General features: G+C 70.9%; 20 protein-coding genes. 18 read left to right on the top strand and 2 right to left on the bottom strand.

The features are described 5' to 3' along the window. Positions 1 to 18 precede the first annotated feature (18 nt). The 18 genes from ACIPEQ_RS13370 to ACIPEQ_RS13285 all read left to right on the top strand — a co-directional run bounded on the left by ACIPEQ_RS13370 (position 19) and on the right by ACIPEQ_RS13285 (position 16,384). Entirely contained in the window at positions 19 to 858 is an 840-nt protein-coding gene (locus tag ACIPEQ_RS13370; RefSeq protein WP_402715535.1) for a hypothetical protein, read from the top strand. Between the two features lie 24 nt (positions 859 to 882). Next, positions 883 to 2,067 (top strand): DUF5309 family protein, encoded by a 1,185-nt coding sequence (locus ACIPEQ_RS13365; RefSeq protein ID WP_402715534.1) that lies wholly within the window; start codon positions 883 to 885, stop codon positions 2,065 to 2,067. 27 nt (positions 2,068 to 2,094) lie between these two features. Next, positions 2,095 to 2,535, top strand: a complete 441-nt coding sequence (locus tag ACIPEQ_RS13360; RefSeq protein WP_402715533.1) for a hypothetical protein — start codon at positions 2,095 to 2,097, stop codon at positions 2,533 to 2,535. After that, positions 2,535 to 2,852 (top strand): hypothetical protein, encoded by a 318-nt coding sequence (locus tag ACIPEQ_RS13355; RefSeq protein ID WP_402715532.1) that lies wholly within the window; start codon positions 2,535 to 2,537, stop codon positions 2,850 to 2,852. Before ACIPEQ_RS13360 ends, ACIPEQ_RS13355 begins: the two co-directional genes overlap by 1 nt. Before the next feature lie 79 nt (positions 2,853 to 2,931). Then, positions 2,932 to 3,297, top strand: coding sequence for a hypothetical protein (locus ACIPEQ_RS13350; protein WP_402715531.1), 366 nt, complete (start codon positions 2,932 to 2,934; stop codon positions 3,295 to 3,297). Further along, complete coding sequence (locus tag ACIPEQ_RS13345) at positions 3,294 to 3,746, top strand: hypothetical protein (protein WP_402715530.1); 453 nt, start codon at positions 3,294 to 3,296, stop codon at positions 3,744 to 3,746. Before ACIPEQ_RS13350 ends, ACIPEQ_RS13345 begins: the two co-directional genes overlap by 4 nt. A 77-nt stretch (positions 3,747 to 3,823) precedes the next feature. After that, positions 3,824 to 4,531 (top strand): phage tail tube protein, encoded by a 708-nt coding sequence (locus ACIPEQ_RS13340; protein ID WP_402715529.1) that lies wholly within the window; start codon positions 3,824 to 3,826, stop codon positions 4,529 to 4,531. Positions 4,532 to 4,616: 85 nt separating this feature from the next. After that, positions 4,617 to 5,030, top strand: a complete 414-nt coding sequence (locus ACIPEQ_RS13335) for a hypothetical protein (RefSeq protein ID WP_402715528.1) — start codon at positions 4,617 to 4,619, stop codon at positions 5,028 to 5,030. Next, positions 4,925 to 5,344, top strand: coding sequence for a hypothetical protein (locus ACIPEQ_RS13330; protein WP_402715527.1), 420 nt, complete (start codon positions 4,925 to 4,927; stop codon positions 5,342 to 5,344). The genes ACIPEQ_RS13335 and ACIPEQ_RS13330 overlap by 106 nt, the downstream gene beginning before the upstream one ends. Continuing rightward, entirely contained in the window at positions 5,331 to 8,564 is a 3,234-nt protein-coding gene (locus ACIPEQ_RS13325; RefSeq protein WP_402715526.1) for a hypothetical protein, read from the top strand. The genes ACIPEQ_RS13330 and ACIPEQ_RS13325 overlap by 14 nt, the downstream gene beginning before the upstream one ends. A 1-nt stretch (position 8,565) precedes the next feature. Then, complete coding sequence (locus ACIPEQ_RS13320) at positions 8,566 to 11,163, top strand: hypothetical protein (RefSeq protein ID WP_402715525.1); 2,598 nt, start codon at positions 8,566 to 8,568, stop codon at positions 11,161 to 11,163. A 13-nt stretch (positions 11,164 to 11,176) separates the two neighbouring features. Further along, positions 11,177 to 12,301 carry a hypothetical protein gene (locus tag ACIPEQ_RS13315; protein WP_402715524.1) on the top strand — a complete coding sequence of 375 codons (1,125 nt, stop codon included), beginning with the start codon at positions 11,177 to 11,179 and terminating at the stop codon, positions 12,299 to 12,301. Continuing rightward, positions 12,298 to 13,170, top strand: a complete 873-nt coding sequence (locus ACIPEQ_RS13310; RefSeq protein ID WP_402715523.1) for a hypothetical protein — start codon at positions 12,298 to 12,300, stop codon at positions 13,168 to 13,170. The genes ACIPEQ_RS13315 and ACIPEQ_RS13310 overlap by 4 nt, the downstream gene beginning before the upstream one ends. Positions 13,171 to 13,236: 66 nt before the next feature. Next, the gene (locus ACIPEQ_RS13305; protein WP_402715522.1) at positions 13,237 to 13,893 is read left to right on the top strand and encodes a hypothetical protein; all 657 of its coding nucleotides are present in this window, start codon (positions 13,237 to 13,239) and stop codon (positions 13,891 to 13,893) included. Then, positions 13,893 to 14,873, top strand: a complete 981-nt coding sequence (locus ACIPEQ_RS13300; RefSeq protein ID WP_402715521.1) for a D-alanyl-D-alanine carboxypeptidase family protein — start codon at positions 13,893 to 13,895, stop codon at positions 14,871 to 14,873. Before ACIPEQ_RS13305 ends, ACIPEQ_RS13300 begins: the two co-directional genes overlap by 1 nt. A gap of 10 nt (positions 14,874 to 14,883) precedes the next feature. After that, positions 14,884 to 15,360, top strand: a complete 477-nt coding sequence (locus tag ACIPEQ_RS13295) for a hypothetical protein (RefSeq protein ID WP_402715520.1) — start codon at positions 14,884 to 14,886, stop codon at positions 15,358 to 15,360. Between the two features lie 29 nt (positions 15,361 to 15,389). After that, positions 15,390 to 15,653, top strand: coding sequence for a hypothetical protein (locus tag ACIPEQ_RS13290; protein ID WP_402715519.1), 264 nt, complete (start codon positions 15,390 to 15,392; stop codon positions 15,651 to 15,653). Beyond that, positions 15,650 to 16,384, top strand: a complete 735-nt coding sequence (locus ACIPEQ_RS13285; protein ID WP_402715518.1) for a collagen-like protein — start codon at positions 15,650 to 15,652, stop codon at positions 16,382 to 16,384. Before ACIPEQ_RS13290 ends, ACIPEQ_RS13285 begins: the two co-directional genes overlap by 4 nt. Before the next feature lie 212 nt (positions 16,385 to 16,596). Here ACIPEQ_RS13285 and ACIPEQ_RS13280 read toward each other — a convergent pair whose 3' ends face one another. Together ACIPEQ_RS13280 and ACIPEQ_RS13275 are read right to left on the bottom strand one after the other, a co-directional pair. Next, a complete protein-coding gene (locus ACIPEQ_RS13280; RefSeq protein WP_402715517.1) occupies positions 16,597 to 16,947 on the bottom strand; it encodes a hypothetical protein in 351 nt (116 codons plus the stop codon). An 8-nt stretch (positions 16,948 to 16,955) separates the two neighbouring features. Continuing rightward, positions 16,956 to 17,243: a hypothetical protein gene (locus ACIPEQ_RS13275; RefSeq protein WP_402715516.1), complete on the bottom strand. Its 288-nt coding sequence runs from the start codon at positions 17,241 to 17,243 to the stop codon at positions 16,956 to 16,958. Between the last annotated feature and the right edge of the window lie 28 nt (positions 17,244 to 17,271).

Raw genomic sequence — 17,271 nt, 5'->3', positions numbered from 1 at the left:
GGAACCCAGGAGGCTCCCGTGACCCGCATCGTCCCCAGCACCGCGCTCCCCGTCGTCGCTGACCGTGACGGCCTGGCCGTCATCGGCCGCACCCGCCACGCCCTCATGGGCATCCGCTACGAGGGCGGCGAGGGCGGCGCCGGACCGGCTGCCGCCGCCGGCCAGGCGGACGCGGCAGCCGCGGCTGCCGCTGCCGCTGCGGCGGGCACCCAGCCAGGCGCCGCCGGTGCTGCCGGCTCCGATGCCCCGTGGACGAAGGACAACTTCGACCCCGAGCGTGCGTGGCGACGCATCGAGAACATGCAGGGCGACCTCGCGAAGGCCCAGACCGCGCGCACCGCCGCCGAGCAGAAGGCGCAGGAGTCGGCCGACCGGTTCGAGCAGTTCACGAAGGGCCTCGGCGGGCTCCTCGGCTTCGAGGCCCCGGAGACCGACCCCGCGAAGCTGCAGGCGAAGGTCACCGACCTCGGCACGCAGGTGCAGGCGAAGGACGGCGAGCTCACCCAGGCGCAGGCCGACCTCAAGGCCCGCGACCTCACCATCGCGGTGCTGCAGTCCCCGGCCGTCCGGGACGCGAACCCCGCGCTCCTGCTCGCCAACGAGCAGTTCAAGACCACCATCGCGTCGGTAGAGCCGACCGATGGGGCCGCGATCACCGCGGCGATCACCAAGGCGCTGCAGGACAACGCCGCCCTCAAGGCAACCCCTTCCCGCTCAGGTGGCGGCGAACACCAGGGAGCCACCGTGCAGTCGCTTGAAGCGCAGCTCGAAGCCGCGACGAAGGCGAAGAACTTCACGGAGACCATCCGCCTCAAGCAGGCCATCGCCGCCGCCCGGCAGCGAGCCGCTCAGGGCTAGCCAACCAACCAGAAAGGCCAGCACATGCCTGGAATCGTTGGGCAGGGGACCACCTACAACCTGCCGAACTACGTCGGTGAGCTCTTCGGAGTCTCCCCGGAAGACACCCCGCTCCTCTCCGCGATCGGCGGCCTCACCGGCGGTGAGCAGACCACGTCGACCACGATCGAGTGGCAGGGCTACGACCTGCGCGACCCGGACGAGAACCGGCAGCGCGTCGAGGGTGCGCCCGCACAGCCGTCGGAGAACCGCGTGCGGTTCAACGTCGACAACGTGGTGGAGATCCACCAGGAGACCGTCGAGGTCAGCTACACGAAGCAGGCCGCGACCGGCCAGCGCAACGGGGCGAACATCGACGGCACCAACCCGGTCGCTTCCGAGCTGCCGTGGCAGGTCGAGAAGGCGCTCAAGCAGGTCGCGCGCGACGTCGAGGCGTCGTTCATCCGGGGCCGCTACAACAAGCCGGCCGACAACACGGACGTCCGGAAGACCCGGGGCCTGCTCGAGGCGATCACGACGAACGTGGTCAACCTCGGCGAGTCCCACTCGGGCCTCTCGGCCGCGACGGACACGATCACCGAGGCGTCGACGACCCTGTCGAACGACGACAAGGTGGTCTTCACCGACACCGGCTCGTCCTCGGCGATCAGCCGCAACCGCGTCTACTTCGTCGTCGCGAAGGCGTCCGGCTCGTTCAAGGTCGCCGCGACCAAGGGCGGCCAGCCGATCACCGTCGGCACCGCCACCGTGAGCCTCTACAAGCTCGACGGGGACGCCCCGACGAAGTCGACCTACGACGACGTGTTCCAGCTCGCCTACGACAACGGCGGCATCGCCGAGGGCGAGACCGCGACGATCATGGTCGGCTCCTCGCAGAAGCGGAACATCTCGAACGCCTACGCGGCGAACGCGAACAACCTGGTCGCGGACCGCAACGTCGGCGGGGTCAACTTCCAGACCCTCGAGACGGACTTCGGTCGCATGAACATCATGCTCAACCGCTGGGTCCCGGCCGACGCGTTCGTCGTGCTCTCGATGGAGCAGCTCACCCCCCGATTCCTCGAGATCCCGGGCAAGGGTCACTTCTTCCAGGAGGACCTGGCGAAGATCGGCGCGTCCGACCGCGTCCAGCTCTACGGCGAGATCGGCCTCGAGTACGGCAACGAGAAGGCCCACGCGGTCCTCCGGGGCCTGCCGACCACCCGCTAGCACCACCAACCCGCCGAGGAGGCCAGCATGACCAGCAGCAGCATCCCGGACACGCTGGCCTCCCCGGAGGACTACGCCAAGCTCCCCGGCGCCCCCGCCGCGCCCGCCGACATCGCGTTCACGCTCGAGGCGTGCAGCGACATCGTGCTCCGCGCCACCATCACGGCGGTGTACGACACTGACCCGGCGACCGGCCTCGCGTCCGACCCCGCCGTCCGCAAGGCGCTCACCGACGCGACCTGCATCCAGGCCGCGGCGTGGGTGACGCTCGGCATCAAGCCGTTCGCGGGCGGCGTCGTGCAGGGCGGCATCAAGACCTCGGCGAAGGTCGGGTCCGCGTCGTTCGAGTACGCCGGAGCCGCGCAGGCCGCTGCCACCCGAGCGGACGCGGCCGTGACGCTCGTCCCGGCCGCGCTCCGCCGACTGCAGAACCGCGGCCTCATCAGCCAGCAGGTCCGGGTCATCTGATGGACGAGCTCGATGACTTCTGGGTCCACACGATCACCGTCGCGACATACCTCGGCGAGGGCGGCAACGGCCCGTCCTACGCCGACCCCGTCGACGTGCCGTGTTTCATCGACGGGGGCACGAAGGTGACCCGCACGGCGACCGGCGAGCAGCTCGTCGTCAACGCGCCCGTCTACGCGCCCCTCGCGCACGCCGGGACGCTCCTCGCCGGGTCGAAGGTCACCATCCGCGGGCGTGACGCCCGCGTCCTCGCGGCGACCGTCTACGACTCCGGCACCCTCGACCTGCCCAACCACGTGCAGGTCACCCTCGCCTGACCGCCGCGGCTTTCTTGCCGTTTCGCGATCTTGTCGAGCAGAGCACCGCCCGCAACAAGATCATCAAACGGAGGCGCCCGTGTCGCTCGAGTGGGAGGACACCTTCGACTGGGACGGCCTGCAGGCGCGGAAGAACGCCGCGATCACGCCCGCGGTCGTCGCCGGCATGGAGGTCGTCCGGCAGGTCACCACCCCGAAGGTCCCCGTCGAGTCGTCGCACCTCGTCGGCTCCCCCAGCATCACCGCCGTTGGCGACACCGCGACGATCCGGTACGGCGGCCCGTACGCCCGGTACCAGGAGTTCGGCGTCTACTACCGGCACGGCCGCGTCGGCGCCCCGCTGACCCACACGCACGGCCAGTCGTTCTTCCTCACCACCGGGATCGTCGAGGCCCGGGACCCCGCCCTGCGCGCCTGCGCCCGAGTGTTCGAGGAGCGCCTGTGACGATCCCCGAGTCCCCCGTCACGCAGCTCCTCACCGCGGTCGCCGAGCTGCTCGACGCGGCCGGCGTCGGCGTCTGGTCGACCGGCGCCGCGACGTACGGGCCGGACGACGTCGCCATCTTCCGCGGCACCGAGCGGACCGTCGACAACCCGCAGATCATCCTCAACTGGGTCGACACCGACCAGCACCCCGAGATCACCCAGGGCACCGGCATCCTGCAGGTCGCGATCAAGGGCGTCGCCCGCCAGCCTGGCTCCGTCGACGACATCGGCTACGCCGTCTTCGGCGTCCTCCACGGCCTCACCGCCCGGCCCGCCGGCCCTGCCGTCATCGTCCAGTGCCTCCGACGCAACAGCGTGCCGATGGGCCAGGACGACAAGCTCCGGAAGGAGCGCGCGGACCAGTACGACGTCGACGTCGAGTGGCCGCCCACCAGTCACCGGCCCTGAGCCGGTAGGTCCCCAGACCAGCCCTCCCCGCGGGGGCACTTCCGCATGCCCACACACCGCCCCAGGAGGCACACCACATGCCCACCGCACTCGCACGCAAGTTCGCACTGCAGGTGACGAACGACCTGTCGCTGCAGGCTGGCTTCATCCCCGTGAAGGGGATCAACGACCTCGCGCACAACATCAACCCGAACCTCGAGGACGCGTCCGACTACGACGCGAACGGGTGGGCGTCGTCCGAGGTCACGATGCAGGACTACTCGATCGACGCGGGCTTCTACCGCCGCGTCAACGCGGGCGTCCTGGACCCCGGCCAGGAGCTCATCCGCGCCTGCATCGGTCAGTTCGACTCCGCCGCGCGTCTCGGCTTCCGGATGTTCGACAAGACCGGCGGTCCGGAGGCGTACTCCGGCGTCGTCATCCCGACCTGGAAGCGGTCGAACACCGGCGTCAAGAACCTGGACCAGGTCACCGTCACGCTCACCGGGACCGACGTGCCGCTGAACATCGGCATCACGAACCCGTACCAGGTCACCCTCAACCCGGTCGTGACCGCGGTCAGCCCCGGCGGCAAGGGCTCCGGCACGGCCGTCGCGATCAGCGGCACCGGCTTCACGGGCGCCTCGGCCGTGAAGTTCGGCGCGACCGCGGCGACGTCGTTCTCGATCGTCTCCGACCAGCTCATCACCGCGATCCTCCCGACCGGCTCCGCCGGCTCGGCGCCCGTCACCGTGACGACGCCCGTCGGCACGAGCAACGCCGCGCCCTACACCCGCGCCGCGTGAGACCCCGGGGTCGCCGTCTCTGGGGACGCGGCGGCCCCGGCCTATCCCACCAGTCCCCTCCCACCCAGCAAGGAGTCCCCAGCTCATGACCGCGTTCCGCGACTTCTACGACCTCGTCGAGCCGCTCGTGCTCCCCATCCGCGGGAAGGACTACGAGATCCCGCCCGCGTCGGCATCCCGTGTACTCCGCTACCGGAACTTCATGGGCAAGGTCGAGGCTGGCCAGCCCGTCGAGCCGCACGAGCGAGTCCTCGACGAGGAGTACTTCGAGATCTTCCTCGGCTCCGCGCTCGTGCAGATGCGCGAAGACGGCATCCACCCGGGCGCCATCGAGCACGCCGCGAACACCGCGATGATCGACACCATCGGGGGCCGCGAGGCGGCCGAGATCGCGTGGAACAGCCGCGACCCAAAAGCAGCGATCCCGGTGCCGATCCAGGTGCCGGAGACGGCCTCGACGCCATCGCCCAGTACGGACGAGGCAACTACGACGAGCTGACCGGCACGTACGAGTGGTATGACGTCCCGCCGGACGTCACCGCCGAGCGGAAGACCGCCGACTGGGGTGCCATCCTCTCCCGCCTCGACCTCCTCGCGTTCGACATGCAGCGGCACCTCGGGCTCCGACTTACCGAGGTGCTCCACACGCACACGTGGCGCGAGTTCGTCGTGCTCGTGCAGGGCCTCCTCGGCGTCGACGAGCATCTCGTGACACGGGGCGGCGTGCAGACCTTCCCCGCGACCCTCATCGGCGCGCACTTCCACACCAGCGAGCAGGACGACGAGGGGCAGGACGACGATGACGGACGCTGAGGTCGGCGGCATCAAGGGGTTCCTGTCCCTCGACGACACCGCGTGGGACCGGACCATCGCGAAGGCGAAGCGGGACATCCGCCAGCTCGGCACGATGGACGCTGACGTCAACATCGACGCGAACACCGCACGCGCTGAGGAGCGCATCGCCGCCCTCCACGCCGCGGTCCGGGCGCTCGACGCCGAGTCGGCGACGATCGACGTCAAGGTCATCGAGCGCGCCGGTGGCGGCGGGTCCGCTGCGACTCGCGCTGCCGCCGACGCTCAGTCGCAGCTCACGGCGGCGCAGGAGAAGGCCGCCGTCGCGTCGATGAAGGCCGACCTCGCGCAGCAGCGGCTCACCGAGGCGGAGGAGAAGGGCGGTGCGGCAGCTTCCGAGCTGATGGCGAAGCGGATCGCTCTCGCCGAGGCGCAGAACCGCGAGTCCGCTGCCGTCGACCGCGCGACCGGCCTGACCCGTCAGCTCAACGAGGCCCGGACCCGCGAGGCCGCTGTGTCGGCCGCGGCCTCAGCGGGTGAGACCGAGCTCGCCGCGGCGACCCGGCAGTCGGGTGCCGCGGCGGAGAGCAGCGGCCAGTCGTACTCGTCGTACTCGTCCCGCATGGGACTCCTCGTCGGCGTGGTCGGCACGCTCCTCACCACCGCGGGACCGCTCGCCGGGGCCGCAGTCGGCATCGGCGGCGCGCTGCTCGGGATGGGCGCCGCGGGCGTCACCTCGTTCCTCGGCATCAAGAACGCGATCGAGGACAACACCGTCGCGGGCGAGCAGTACTCGGCAGGGCTTCGGCAGCTCAAGGGCGACCTCGACGCCCTCGCGGCGACGTCGGCCGGCGCGATGCTCGAGCACTTCCAGGACGCGCAGCAGATCGTCCACGCCGACATGCCGTCGCTGCGGTCCCAGATCGCCGGCCTCACCGACGACCTCGGCGCCGCCGGCACCGCGGTCCTCGGCGGCCTCGTCAAGGGCTTCCAGATCGCGAACCCGCTGATGCGGCAGGGCTCCGGCCTCGTCGTGGACCTCGCGACGGGCTTCGAGCGGTGGGCGTCCGGCAACGGGCTTGCGACGTTCGCCGCTGAGGCGTCTCACGACCTCCCGATCGTGGTCCGCAGCCTCGGCAGTCTCACGTCCGGCGCGGTCGCCCTGTTCGGCGCGTTCCGTCCGGTCGGCCTCGTCGTGCTGCAGGTTGCCGACGGCATCGGCCAGGTGCTGCAGGTCGCGTCGCAGGCGGGTCCGGCGCTGCCGATCCTCGCTACCGGCGCTCTCGCAGCGTGGGCCGGGTTCAAGGCGTGGGAGGGCATCAAGTCGGTCACGTCCGGCGCGCAGGCTGGCATCACCGTGCTGTCCGCGTCGATGGACGCCCTCATGGGTGCCACGACCCGCACGACGGCGGTGACCGCCGGGCAGGCAGCCGCGCAGACCCTGGTCGCCGCGACCGCCCCCGCAGCAGCAGCCGGCGAGCTCGCCGTCGCCGAGGGTGCCGCCGCGATGAACGCGACGATGGCCGCGAACCCGATCGGGCTCGTCATCGGTCTGCTGTCCGCCCTCGCGGCGATCACCCTCGTCGCCGCGAACGCGACCGAGACGAACACCGCTGCGACGACGGACTACACCTCCGCGCTCGAGCAGGACGGCAACGCGATCGGCGCTCACACGGCGAAGATGGCCGCGAAGGCCCTGCAGGACGCGAAGGTCGTGTCCACCGCGAAGCAGTACGGGCTCACCCTCACCGACCTGACGAAGTCGGTCACCGGGAACGCGGACGCTCAGGACCGGGTCAACGGGGTCATCGACTCCCAGATCAAGAAGTACGACGAGCAGGCCCGTGCCGCCCGCATGGGCAGCACGGGCCAGTCCGCGGCGGCGAAGATCGCGGGCGAGCACGCCGACGGGCTCCGCGCGCTCAAGAGCGAACTCGACAAGCAGACCGACGCCGTGTCCCGGCAGCGGAAGGCGCAGGACGAGGCGAACTCGGCATCGTCGGCCGCGACGGACGCGATCAAGTCGAACGCGTCCGCCTACGGCATGTCGACGTCGGCGTACCAGACGGCGTCGGAGGCGGCAGAGAAGCAGGCCGCGTCGGTGCGGGAGTCGACTCGCGAGATGCAGCTCGCGTCGGACGCCGCCGGGCTGCTGACGAACGCCCTCACCCTTCTCAACGGTGGGGCGCTGTCGGTCGCGCAGGCGCAGACCGGCGTCGCGTCGGCGGTCAACCAGGTCGTCGACTCGTTCAAGGAGAACGGGAAGGCGATCGAGGGGAACTCGGCCGCCGCGGTCGCGAACCAGCAGGCGGTGCAGGGCCAGGTGCAGGCTGCGCAGCAGATGGCGGAAGCGCAGGCGAAGGCCACCGGGTCGACGTCGGCCGGCGTCGAGGCGTACAAGCAGTCGAAGGCCGCCATCGAGGACGCTCTCCGCGCGCAGGGGGCGCTCACCCCCGAGGTGCAGGCGTACATCGACAAGCTGTACGACGTCGGCAACCTGAAGGTGAAGCCGACGAAGCTCGAGGTCGACAAGCAGCAGGCCGACTCGAGCATCACGGAGCTGAAGACCTACATCGACTCGATTCCGGGCAGCCACACCACCCGGGCCGACGCGCTGATCGATCAGGCGCAGCGGAACATCGACTCGATGAAGGCGAACCTGTCGTCCGTGCCGCCGCAGAAGCAGACCGAGATGCGGGCCGCGATCGCCGAGGCGCAGGCGAACCTCGACGCGATCAAGGGCTCGATCGCCAGCATCCCGGTGTCGAAGACCGTCACGATCACGACCAGGAACGTGCAGATCACCGAGGCAATCCAGTCGGGCGCGGCACCGGGCGCGGCGAAGGCGGCCTACAACGCGCACGGCGGGACGGCCGGCGTCGACGGCATCCGGACCCAGCGGTTCGCCGACGGCGGCACCTCCGGCGGCTCCGTATGGGGCCTCGCAGGGTCGTCGTTCAGCGACAGCATCCCGACATGGCTCTCCATCGGCGAGGAGGTCGTGAACGCGCAGGCGATGTCATACCCGGGCGCCAGGTCGGCTGTCAAGGCGATCAACTCGAACCCCGCCGCGGCGATGCAGGCCATCACGGAGAAGGCCACCGCGGCTCCGGTCGCGGTCACGGTCGTCAACAAGACCGGCTTGTCCACGCTCGATGACCTCATCGAGCTCCACATCGAGCAGAACGGCCGGAAGCGCAAGCTGACGCTCGGCGCCGGACGACAGGCAGGAGGCATCTGACGTGCCGATCAGGAACACCATCACGAACCCGTCCGCCGAGGGCACCGGCGTCTCGCTCGCGTCCTTCGGCGGAACGGGTGCCGCGGTCGCGATCGTCTCTGACGGTGTGACCGGCGCCGGGTCCCGGTCGTACAAGGTGACGACCGGGAGCACGGCGGGGAGCTACGAGGGCGCGGGGACTCCGCAGGTGCCCGCGGTCGCCGGTCAGCGGTGGTGGATGCGGGCCCGATGCCGGATCGACCCGTCAGAGGTGGGCGCTCGGCGGCTGCTGGGGACGGTTCGGTTCTTCGACTCGTCGTCGAAGCAGCTCGCGTCGACGGACGGCGCCCGCGTGGACGTCGTGCCGGCGGGTACGTTCCGCCGGTGGACGGGCACGGCGGACGCCTCGAGCAGCGAGGAGTACTCCGGCACGACTCGACGCACGAACCTGGTGCTGAGCCCGCGCGGCACCGGGAACACGGTCGCGAACGGCACTGACCAGACGATCACGAACAACGTGACCGTCCCGGTGCCGACGCCGAACGGTACGACGACTGCCACCCGGCTGTCGTGGACCGCCGGCAGCACGGGTTCCCCGGGTGTGAGGTTCGCCGGGTCCCCTCCCGCGAACAGCGTCGTCGCGATCTCCATGATGGTGTTCGCTGAGTCGGGCACGGCGAGCGGCATCGCGCCGGTCCTGTCCGGTGTCGCCGCCGGTCCGGGGATCACGGCCCCGGTCGGGCAGTGGACGCAGGTCACGTTCACGAGGTCCAACAACACCGGTTCGTCGAACCAGGCCGGCCTGCGATGGGGCTCCGCTACGCCCGATGCAGGGTCGTTGCTCGTGACGGACGTCGTCGTGGAGGTGGTCGCGAGCACCTCGCAGCTCGCGCTGCCCGCGTTCCACGGTTCCACCGTTACCCCGGTGCAGGGCCTCTACCGGTACTGGACCGGGGCAGCGAACGGAAGTTCGTCGGTCGAGAACGCTCCCGACGGCACGACCCGGATCAATCTCGCGCCGGACCCGCGGGGCGCGGCCGGATGGTCCGGACGCTGGTTCGGAAGCGGCGGAGCCGGGACGCAGCAGTACCTGGCGAACGCGACCGACGGTCCCCCATCGCAGCCGGCAACCGGATACGTGCGGAAGACATGGTCCACCGCTCCCGCCTCGAACGGTGACGCCGGGTTCGCGGCCGGCGGCAACGCGCCCGCGGTGGCGGGGCAGACGGTCACCCTGACCGGCTGGCTGCGCTCGTCCCGGTCCGGCGTCATCATGGGGGCTGCACTGTTCTGGCGCAACAGCTCCGGAGGCAACATCGCCACGCTGCGCGGCACGCAGGTGACGTCGGTAGCCGGTCAGTGGCAACAGATCGCAGTGACCGGCACCGCGCCAGCCGGCACGGTCGCGGCTGCACTGGTGCTGGACCTGAACGCCGGCACCGCAATGCAGGTCGGAGACACGCTCGACGGCACGCAGGCGATCGTCGAGTTCGGCACGAGCACCGGACCCTACTTCGACGGCTCCACTGCCGACCCGTCGCTGGTCCTCCCGACGGGGAACACGCAGCAGGTCGTCGACGTGATCGCGACCGGCGTCGCGCCGGCCAACACCGCAAAGGCCGGCGCGGTGCTGTTCCGGTCCCCGGAGATCACGAACGACGCCTCCGACGTGATCTACGTCGACCAGGTGCTCTTCGCGCAGTACGACGACGCCACCGCCCCGGCGTACGGCGACCCGAACACGGACCCGACGCACTGGTTCTGGGACGGCGCCGCGAACGCGTCGACGTCGTACAAGGTGCTGAACACACCGAAGCTCACGCTCATCGACGACGACGTGAACGGCCCCCGGGTGCAGGTGCTCGTCCCCGAGGGGGTGCCGGGCACGCAGTCGGTGACGCTGTCCCGGACCGCGGGCGGACGCACGATGCGTGTCCGCGGCGGTGTCGGGCTGTACGCCGTCGGCGGCGCGTCCGCTCTCGACGCGGAGGTGCCGTTCGGCATCCCGGTGACCTACCAGGCGGAGCAGTTCGACGCGACCGGGCAGTCGCTCGGGTTCACGGACGCCTCGCCGATCACGGTCGACGAGGCGCTCACGTGGGTGTCGCAGCCACTCTCCCCCGGGTCGGCGATGCGTGTCCGGGTGCGAGTCGCGTCGACGGGCAGCCTGACCCGGCCGTCGCCGGGTGAGGTCGTCGTGCCCGAGGGCGCGACGGTGGGCCGCATCATCTCCGGGCAGCGCAGCGGCCTGCAGGGCACGCTCGTGCTCTCTGTCGGCAGCCCGGCGGCGGCCGACGCGTTCGACGCGCTGTGGGGCGGGTACGGCCAGGACTTCCCGGCCGTCGTCTGCATCCGGACGCCGCCGAACGTCCCGCTGCCGCCGGTGCTGTTCTGGGCGTGCCTCGCGCCCGAGCGGCAGTCGTCCGGGGCGAACAAGGCGATCCGGTACGTCCTCCCCGGCACCGAGGTCGCTCCGCCGTCCGCCGGCCTGGTGATCCCGACGCTCCGGCGGAAGGACATCGACGCGGCGTACCCGACGCGGGCCGCACGTGCGGCCGCGTACCAGTCCCGCATTCAGCGGGACACCGACTACACGAAGGCCGGTCTCGCCGGCCCCTGACGACGGGAGACCCATGCGACCCGGTTCGAGCGCTCTCCGAGACGTCCTGACAGGGTCGTTCGACCGTCGCTGGCTGATCGACGTCTTCTACGACGGAGTCCGGGTGCTGCAGGACGTCCCCTGCACGCGCCCGGACTTCACCGACGACGGCAGCCAGCTCGTGCAGTCCACGGGCACGACGACGATCGTCTACCAGGGCGACTTCGCCGACTCGATCGCCCCGACCGATGTCGGCGACCTGCTCGCCCCGTTCGGTGCGCAGGTCGAGGTCTACATGATCGTCACCGCCGGGCCTGGCTTCTCCGAGCGAGTCCGGATGGGCCGCTACATGATCGCCGAGACGCCCTCCGTGGTGACGTCGCGGTTCCTCTTCAACGGCGGCGTCGCGTCCCGCGGAGACCGCATCGAGCTCACGCTCAAGGATCTGTTCTACGGCGTGCAGGTCGACCGGTTCGACACCCCGGGGTCTCCGCCGTCCGTCGCGTCCGCGTGGGCGGAGGTGCAGCGGCTCACCGGGCTGCAGGTCACGAGGTCGATCGCGGACGGCCCGATCCCGGCGACGGTCGCCTACCAGGAGGACCGGCTGCAGGGTGTGTACGACGTGGCGAACTACTCGCTCGACGCGGTCGCCTGCCTCACCGCGGACGGCACCGTATCCATGCGGCCGAACACGTGGACGGCTCCGGTCGACACGCTCCGGTGGGGTGACGCCGGCACGCTCGTCGACGTGTCGCGTGGCCTCGCGAACGACTCGGTCTACAACAAGGTCGTCGTGCGCGCGTACGACTCCTCGCAGGGTGCCGCGGTGCTTGCCTCGGGCGAGGTCACCGACGGCCCTCTCCGCACCCGGAACCGCGACGGCTCCCTGTCGCCCTACCGCCGCCGGCCGACGTTCTACTCGTCGCAGTTCATCACCACGCAGGCGCAGGCCGAGAACTACGTCGCGAAGTGGCTGCCGCGCGTCTCTCAGCTCGCTGCAGTCGAGGTCACCCTCACCGAGGTGGTGAACCCGCTGCGCGAGGTCGGTGACGTCCTCACCGTGCAGCGCGTCGGGGAGCAGTTCACAGCCCGAGTGACCGGCATCCGCCGGGGCACCGCGTCAACCCAGGAGACCACCGTGGAGGTGAGGCGGCGATGACCGACGAGCTCGACGATCTGCAGAAGGCGCTCGCTGGGAAGTCGAAGGTCACCGCGTTCGTCGGTCGGTTCGTCTCCGCTACCGCGACCGGCTGCTTCGTCGACGTCGGCGGCGGCCGGGTGCCAGCGCAGTTCGGCTCCGACTACCTGCCGGAGGTCAATGAGTCCGTCAACGTCCTGTTCATCAACGGGACGCCGTTCATGATGGGTCCCGTTGGTGCGAAGCCCGGGAAGGGCACCGTGCGCTCGGTTGCCTCGTCCCTCGTGACACTCGACACGGCGTACGGGACCGTCGTGTGCCCGTACAACCAGGCGGTCACCCCCTCCACTGGTCAGGTGATGCGCATCGGCTGGCGGGAGGGCCCGTTCGCAGAAGCCGTGATGTCGACCTCCCCGAAGCCGGCGGACCCTCCGCCCGCGCCCGACGGCGGCACGACGACGCATGTCGACGTCTTCACCGCCCTGGACGCCGGCTCGTTCAACGGCCGGTGGTGGACGGCGCAGGTCCGCGCCGACGACTCGGACCTCGGCTGCTGGTTCTTCGGATCGAAGATCAGCGACACCATCCCGGCGACCGCGCGGGTGCAGGCGGTGCAGGTCTACGTCTCCGCCGACAAGATCTACGGCAACCCGCCCATCTTCGGGGTGCACCCGCATCAGTCGAACCCTGGCGGCTCACCGACGCTCGGCGCGCTCTCGCCGATCGCGGTCGCGCCCGGTTGGGTCACTCTCCCGACCGGGTTCGGCGACGTCCTCAAGGCCGGCGGCGGGTCCGCCGGGGTCGGCGTCGCGCACGGCGGCTTCAACATCTTCCGCAGCCTCGCGCAGGACGGCCAGTCCGGCGCTCTCCGCATCACCTCGGTCTACTGACCGTCCTCCCCGTTCCCTCCCTCCACGCCCGCCACCGCGCGGGCGTTCTGCATGCAAGGAGCCGTCATGGCACAGGACTCGTGGGGTCCCAAGCACCAGCCGCAGTACTCCAACGTCGGCGTCCCAGCCGACGCTGCGGACCTCTCCCAGATCGCGAACTTCGCCGCCCTCGTCGGCAACCGCAAGGTGGACACCTCCACCGCTCGAGCGGCGCTCGGCGCCGACGAGAAGTGGCCCGGTCTGCAGTGGTACGACACCGACACCCTCGCCAACTGGCTGTACGTCGCCGACGCCGGCAGCGGGTCCGCGGGGTGGGTGAACCCCGACATGCGATTCGCCCAGTTCACGACCCTTGCGGGTGGTGTCCCCGACGGCGGCCCGTACTCGCAGGGAACGATCACGGCGGTCAGCGGGAAGACCGTCGGCGGCGGGTTCGCGACGCTCGCGAACAACAAGATCACCCTCGACCCGGGCGAATACGACATCACCTGGACGCTCAAGCTGAACGTGTCGCAGCCCACCAGCGCCCGCACCGGCTACGTGCAGTTCGACATCGGCGAGAGCGAGCCGTTCCGGGCCGAGTACGGGTCCGGCGGCGACACGGCCGCCGCGAAGGGTTCGTTCTTGCTCACCCAGGCGACGGCACCGTCGTTCACCTTCTACAAGCAGGGCGGCGGAACGCCGAACGCGACGGGCACGATCCGCATCCGGAAGGACGCCTGATGTCGGCCAACGGGCAGCTCACCGACGCCGAGCTCGTCGTCGTCCCGATCACGACGGACATCACCACGGTCGGGGTGCAGCGCATCGCGATCGCGGTGCTGCCGTACCTCCTCGCCGCCGCGGCCGAGTTCCGGCAGGAGACCGGGCAGCGGCTCGTCCTCGCGGAGGGGTACCGGCCACTGTCGACGCAGATCGACTACTTCAACGCCCGCTACCACGTCGTCGCGTCCGGCGGCGTCTGGTGGGACGGGAAGCGGTGGGCGAAGAACGCCGGGGCCGCGACCGCCGCAGTGCCGGGCACGAGCATCCACGGCGACGGCCGCGCGGTCGACATCTGGTCCGGCATCGACACGTCGTTCACATCGGCGAACCACCGGGTCTGGGTCCGGGTGTCCGCGAAGTACGGGTGGAAGAACACCGGCACCGCCTTCGGGGAGCCGTGGCACCAGGAGTGGTCCGCGTCCCGCGTCGCGAAGCGCGTCGCCCTCACCGCGGCGCTCGTGCGCCCGGTCGCCTCGTCCGGGGCGATCAAGAACACCATCAGCGGCGGCAAGCCCGCCTCGAGCGTCCAGGAGGACGACATGCCCATCCTCGAACTGGTCAAGGAGACCGGCGACACGTCCAACACCGTGTGGCTCTCCCGGGACCGCATGGAGCGCCGGCCGGTGAACTCCGCCGACCTCGCCGACACCCTCTACTTCGTGGGGAAGGTGATGGGCGAGGACGCCGCCGCGGCGAAGGAGGTCCGGTCGCTCTCCGCGTTCGGCATCGACATGAGCGCTCGGCCGGACACGTACGAGCTCGTCAAGGACGCGCACGGCGACGGCACCGTCTACCTCTCGTTCAACCGCGTGATCCTCGTCCCGCTGACCGCCGGGGGCCTCTCGGCGCAGGTGTGGAAGCTCGGCAAGCGCGGCTACGACACCACCGTCTCCCTCACCGACAACCTCGCCGCGTTCGGCGCGGTCCTGCACGCCTAGGAGGCCTGCCATGTTCCAGCGCTACACCACCGCCCTGCTCCCGCTCGGCATCGCGATCCTCGGCGTCCTCGACGCCGCCCGGGCATCCGGCACCGCCCTGCTCGGCTGGCAGACCATCCTGCAGCTCGTCATCCTCATCGCGACGACCGGGGCCGCGTTCTGGCTGCCGCTCGTCGACGGCCGGTGGGCGGGCCGGTGGAAGACCGGCGCGGCGATCGTCGGTGCGGTCGCGTCCGCGCTGATCGCGACGGTCCCCGATGGGCACTTCACCACGGCGACGCTGATCCTGTTCCTCACCGCCGCCCTCAAGGCCGTCGCGACCGAGGTCGGCGTGCAGATCCGCGTCGACGCCGCGAAGGTCATCGACGCCGGGTCGGCCGCCGATCCGGGCGTCCCGTCGATCACCTCGCTGCCGGACCCGCGCAAGGTGTCCGACGGCGACCCGGCGATCGTCGGCTCCGAAGCCGCACCCGTCCCGGCCTCCTGAACACCACGACACCCCGGGAAGGGGCCTTCATGCCCGACGACAAGCCGGACAACGACGTCACCCTCGGTGAGGTGAACCGCAACCTGCAGGCGTTCAAGGCCGACATCAAGGCCGACCTCAGCGAGCTCCGCACGGGGTTCGTCTCGACCGAGCGGTTCCAGGCGCTCGAGCGGACCGTGCAGGAGATCAAGGAGTCCGCGAAGTTCCGCGTCGGGTCGTGGCTGTCGGTCGCCGGCATCGTCGTGTCCGCCGCGGTCGCGGTGTGGGCGACGCTCCGGGGAGGTGGAGCATGAGGCACCTGCTCACCCGGGGGCCGCGGTGGCTGCGCGCGCAGAACCTCGTCATCATCATCCCGATCGTCGCGATCGCCGTAGTGCTCGTCGCGCTGTACACGTCGCAGGCGCAGACCATCGGCGTGCAGCGGGACCGGATCAGCACCCTCGTCGCGCAGAACGGCCGCCAGGCGGACCGGCTCGACTCGGCGTACGCGGAGTACACGAAGCTCTACGGGCAGGCGAAGCAGTCGGGGGTGCAGCCGACCACGGTCGCGCCCTCGGCGCTCCCCGGCCCGTCGGGCAGAGCCGGGAAGGACGGCCGCGACGGGCTCCGCGGGGCCGACGGCCGCGGCATCGCGTTCGCGCTGTGCACCGCGACCGGGTGGACCGTGACCTACACCGACGGCGACACGGAGAACGCTGGCCAGTGCGTCGGCGACACCGGCACGGCCGGCAGCCCGGGCGTCGCCGGTACCACGGGTGCGTCCGGCGCGGCCGGCGTCGACGGGCAGCCCGGCGCACCGGGGGCCGACGGCGCTCCCGGCGCGACCGGACCCCAGGGCGAGCCCGGCGCCACCGGGCAGACCGGCGCCACCGGGCAGACCGGCGCCACCGGCACAGGCGTCGCCTCGGTGTCGTGCACGACCACCACCGACGGTGCGACCGCGTTTCGCTTCGCCTTCACCGACGGATCGACACAGGACGTAGCCGGCGACTGCACGCCGGCCACTGCGACACCCGCACCATGAAGACGGCCCCGGCCCTCACCGATGTGAGGAGCCGGGGCCGTTCTCGTCGTCTACCGACCCTTCGCGGCGAGGCGCGCCCGGTTCGGGCAGGTATCCGCGGCGTGCTTTGTCCGGTGCTTCATGTGGCAGCCGGGGTGCTTCCACACGGTGCCGCCGACCGGGCCGCTGATGGTGAACGGCCCGGGGAGCGGGATGTGCCAGCGGAGGCCCATCTACTTGCCCTCGAGCTGCGCGAGCACCTGGGGGCAGTACGCGCTCGCCTGGTAATTCATCAGCAGCCTCGCCTGGCTCTCGTCGAGGCCGAGGTCAGGGTTCGTCTCGTACGCGTCGAGGGTCGCCGCGACGCCGTAGTCGTCGGTGGACGTCATCGACTTGCAGCCGGACTTCCCGAGCTCGGTGAGCTGCGCGTCGGTCGACTGCGCGAACACCGGGAAGTCGCCGCGTACCAGCGATCGGTAGGCGGACCCTGAGATCGGGTCCGGCACTGCTTCGCCGCTCGCGCAGCCGGTGAGGGCGAGCACGGCGGCGACCCCGGCGACGACGAGCACGGCGTTCCTCTTCATGGTGAGCATCACTCTACGGCCGGGCGCGCTCCGGCGCTCGCTCCTGTCCGCCTGCGAATCGCGTCTCGCCACACCCACGCAGTGTCGGCGCCCTGCCCGAACCCCCACTCGACGAGCACGGCCCGCTCCGTGTACGCGAGCGCCCGGGCCTCGACCTCGAGGACCCGGTCGGGGAACTGCACCCAGGCGAGCACCGGGTCCGGTACGAGCAGGTCGACCTCGGGACCTCCGCGGGCGACCTCGGGGAGAGAGTACGCGTCGCCGAGCACCCACCGGTCTCGTCGTCGCTTCGCCACCCGGTGACGGTAGTGCGCGACCACCGAC

This window comes from Curtobacterium sp. NPDC087080 (genome assembly GCF_044745105.1).
Lineage (GTDB): Bacteria > Actinomycetota > Actinomycetes > Actinomycetales > Microbacteriaceae > Curtobacterium.
The sequence above is the reverse complement of the archived record's forward strand: the minus strand, read 5'-3'. Positions and strand labels throughout refer to the sequence as shown.

Coding starts and splice junctions, on each gene's coding strand:
- ACIPEQ_RS13365 (WP_402715534.1), top strand. CDS start 883: ATGCCTGGAATCGTTGGGCAGGGGACCACCTACAACCTGCCGAACTAC.
- ACIPEQ_RS13360 (WP_402715533.1), top strand. CDS start 2,095: ATGACCAGCAGCAGCATCCCGGACACGCTGGCCTCCCCGGAGGACTAC.
- ACIPEQ_RS13355 (WP_402715532.1), top strand. CDS start 2,535: ATGGACGAGCTCGATGACTTCTGGGTCCACACGATCACCGTCGCGACA.
- ACIPEQ_RS13340 (WP_402715529.1), top strand. CDS start 3,824: ATGCCCACCGCACTCGCACGCAAGTTCGCACTGCAGGTGACGAACGAC.
- ACIPEQ_RS13335 (WP_402715528.1), top strand. CDS start 4,617: ATGACCGCGTTCCGCGACTTCTACGACCTCGTCGAGCCGCTCGTGCTC.
- ACIPEQ_RS13325 (WP_402715526.1), top strand. CDS start 5,331: ATGACGGACGCTGAGGTCGGCGGCATCAAGGGGTTCCTGTCCCTCGAC.
- ACIPEQ_RS13315 (WP_402715524.1), top strand. CDS start 11,177: ATGCGACCCGGTTCGAGCGCTCTCCGAGACGTCCTGACAGGGTCGTTC.
- ACIPEQ_RS13310 (WP_402715523.1), top strand. CDS start 12,298: ATGACCGACGAGCTCGACGATCTGCAGAAGGCGCTCGCTGGGAAGTCG.
- ACIPEQ_RS13305 (WP_402715522.1), top strand. CDS start 13,237: ATGGCACAGGACTCGTGGGGTCCCAAGCACCAGCCGCAGTACTCCAAC.
- ACIPEQ_RS13300 (WP_402715521.1), top strand. CDS start 13,893: ATGTCGGCCAACGGGCAGCTCACCGACGCCGAGCTCGTCGTCGTCCCG.
- ACIPEQ_RS13295 (WP_402715520.1), top strand. CDS start 14,884: ATGTTCCAGCGCTACACCACCGCCCTGCTCCCGCTCGGCATCGCGATC.
- ACIPEQ_RS13290 (WP_402715519.1), top strand. CDS start 15,390: ATGCCCGACGACAAGCCGGACAACGACGTCACCCTCGGTGAGGTGAAC.
- ACIPEQ_RS13285 (WP_402715518.1), top strand. CDS start 15,650: ATGAGGCACCTGCTCACCCGGGGGCCGCGGTGGCTGCGCGCGCAGAAC.
- ACIPEQ_RS13280 (WP_402715517.1), bottom strand. CDS start 16,947: ATGAAGAGGAACGCCGTGCTCGTCGTCGCCGGGGTCGCCGCCGTGCTC.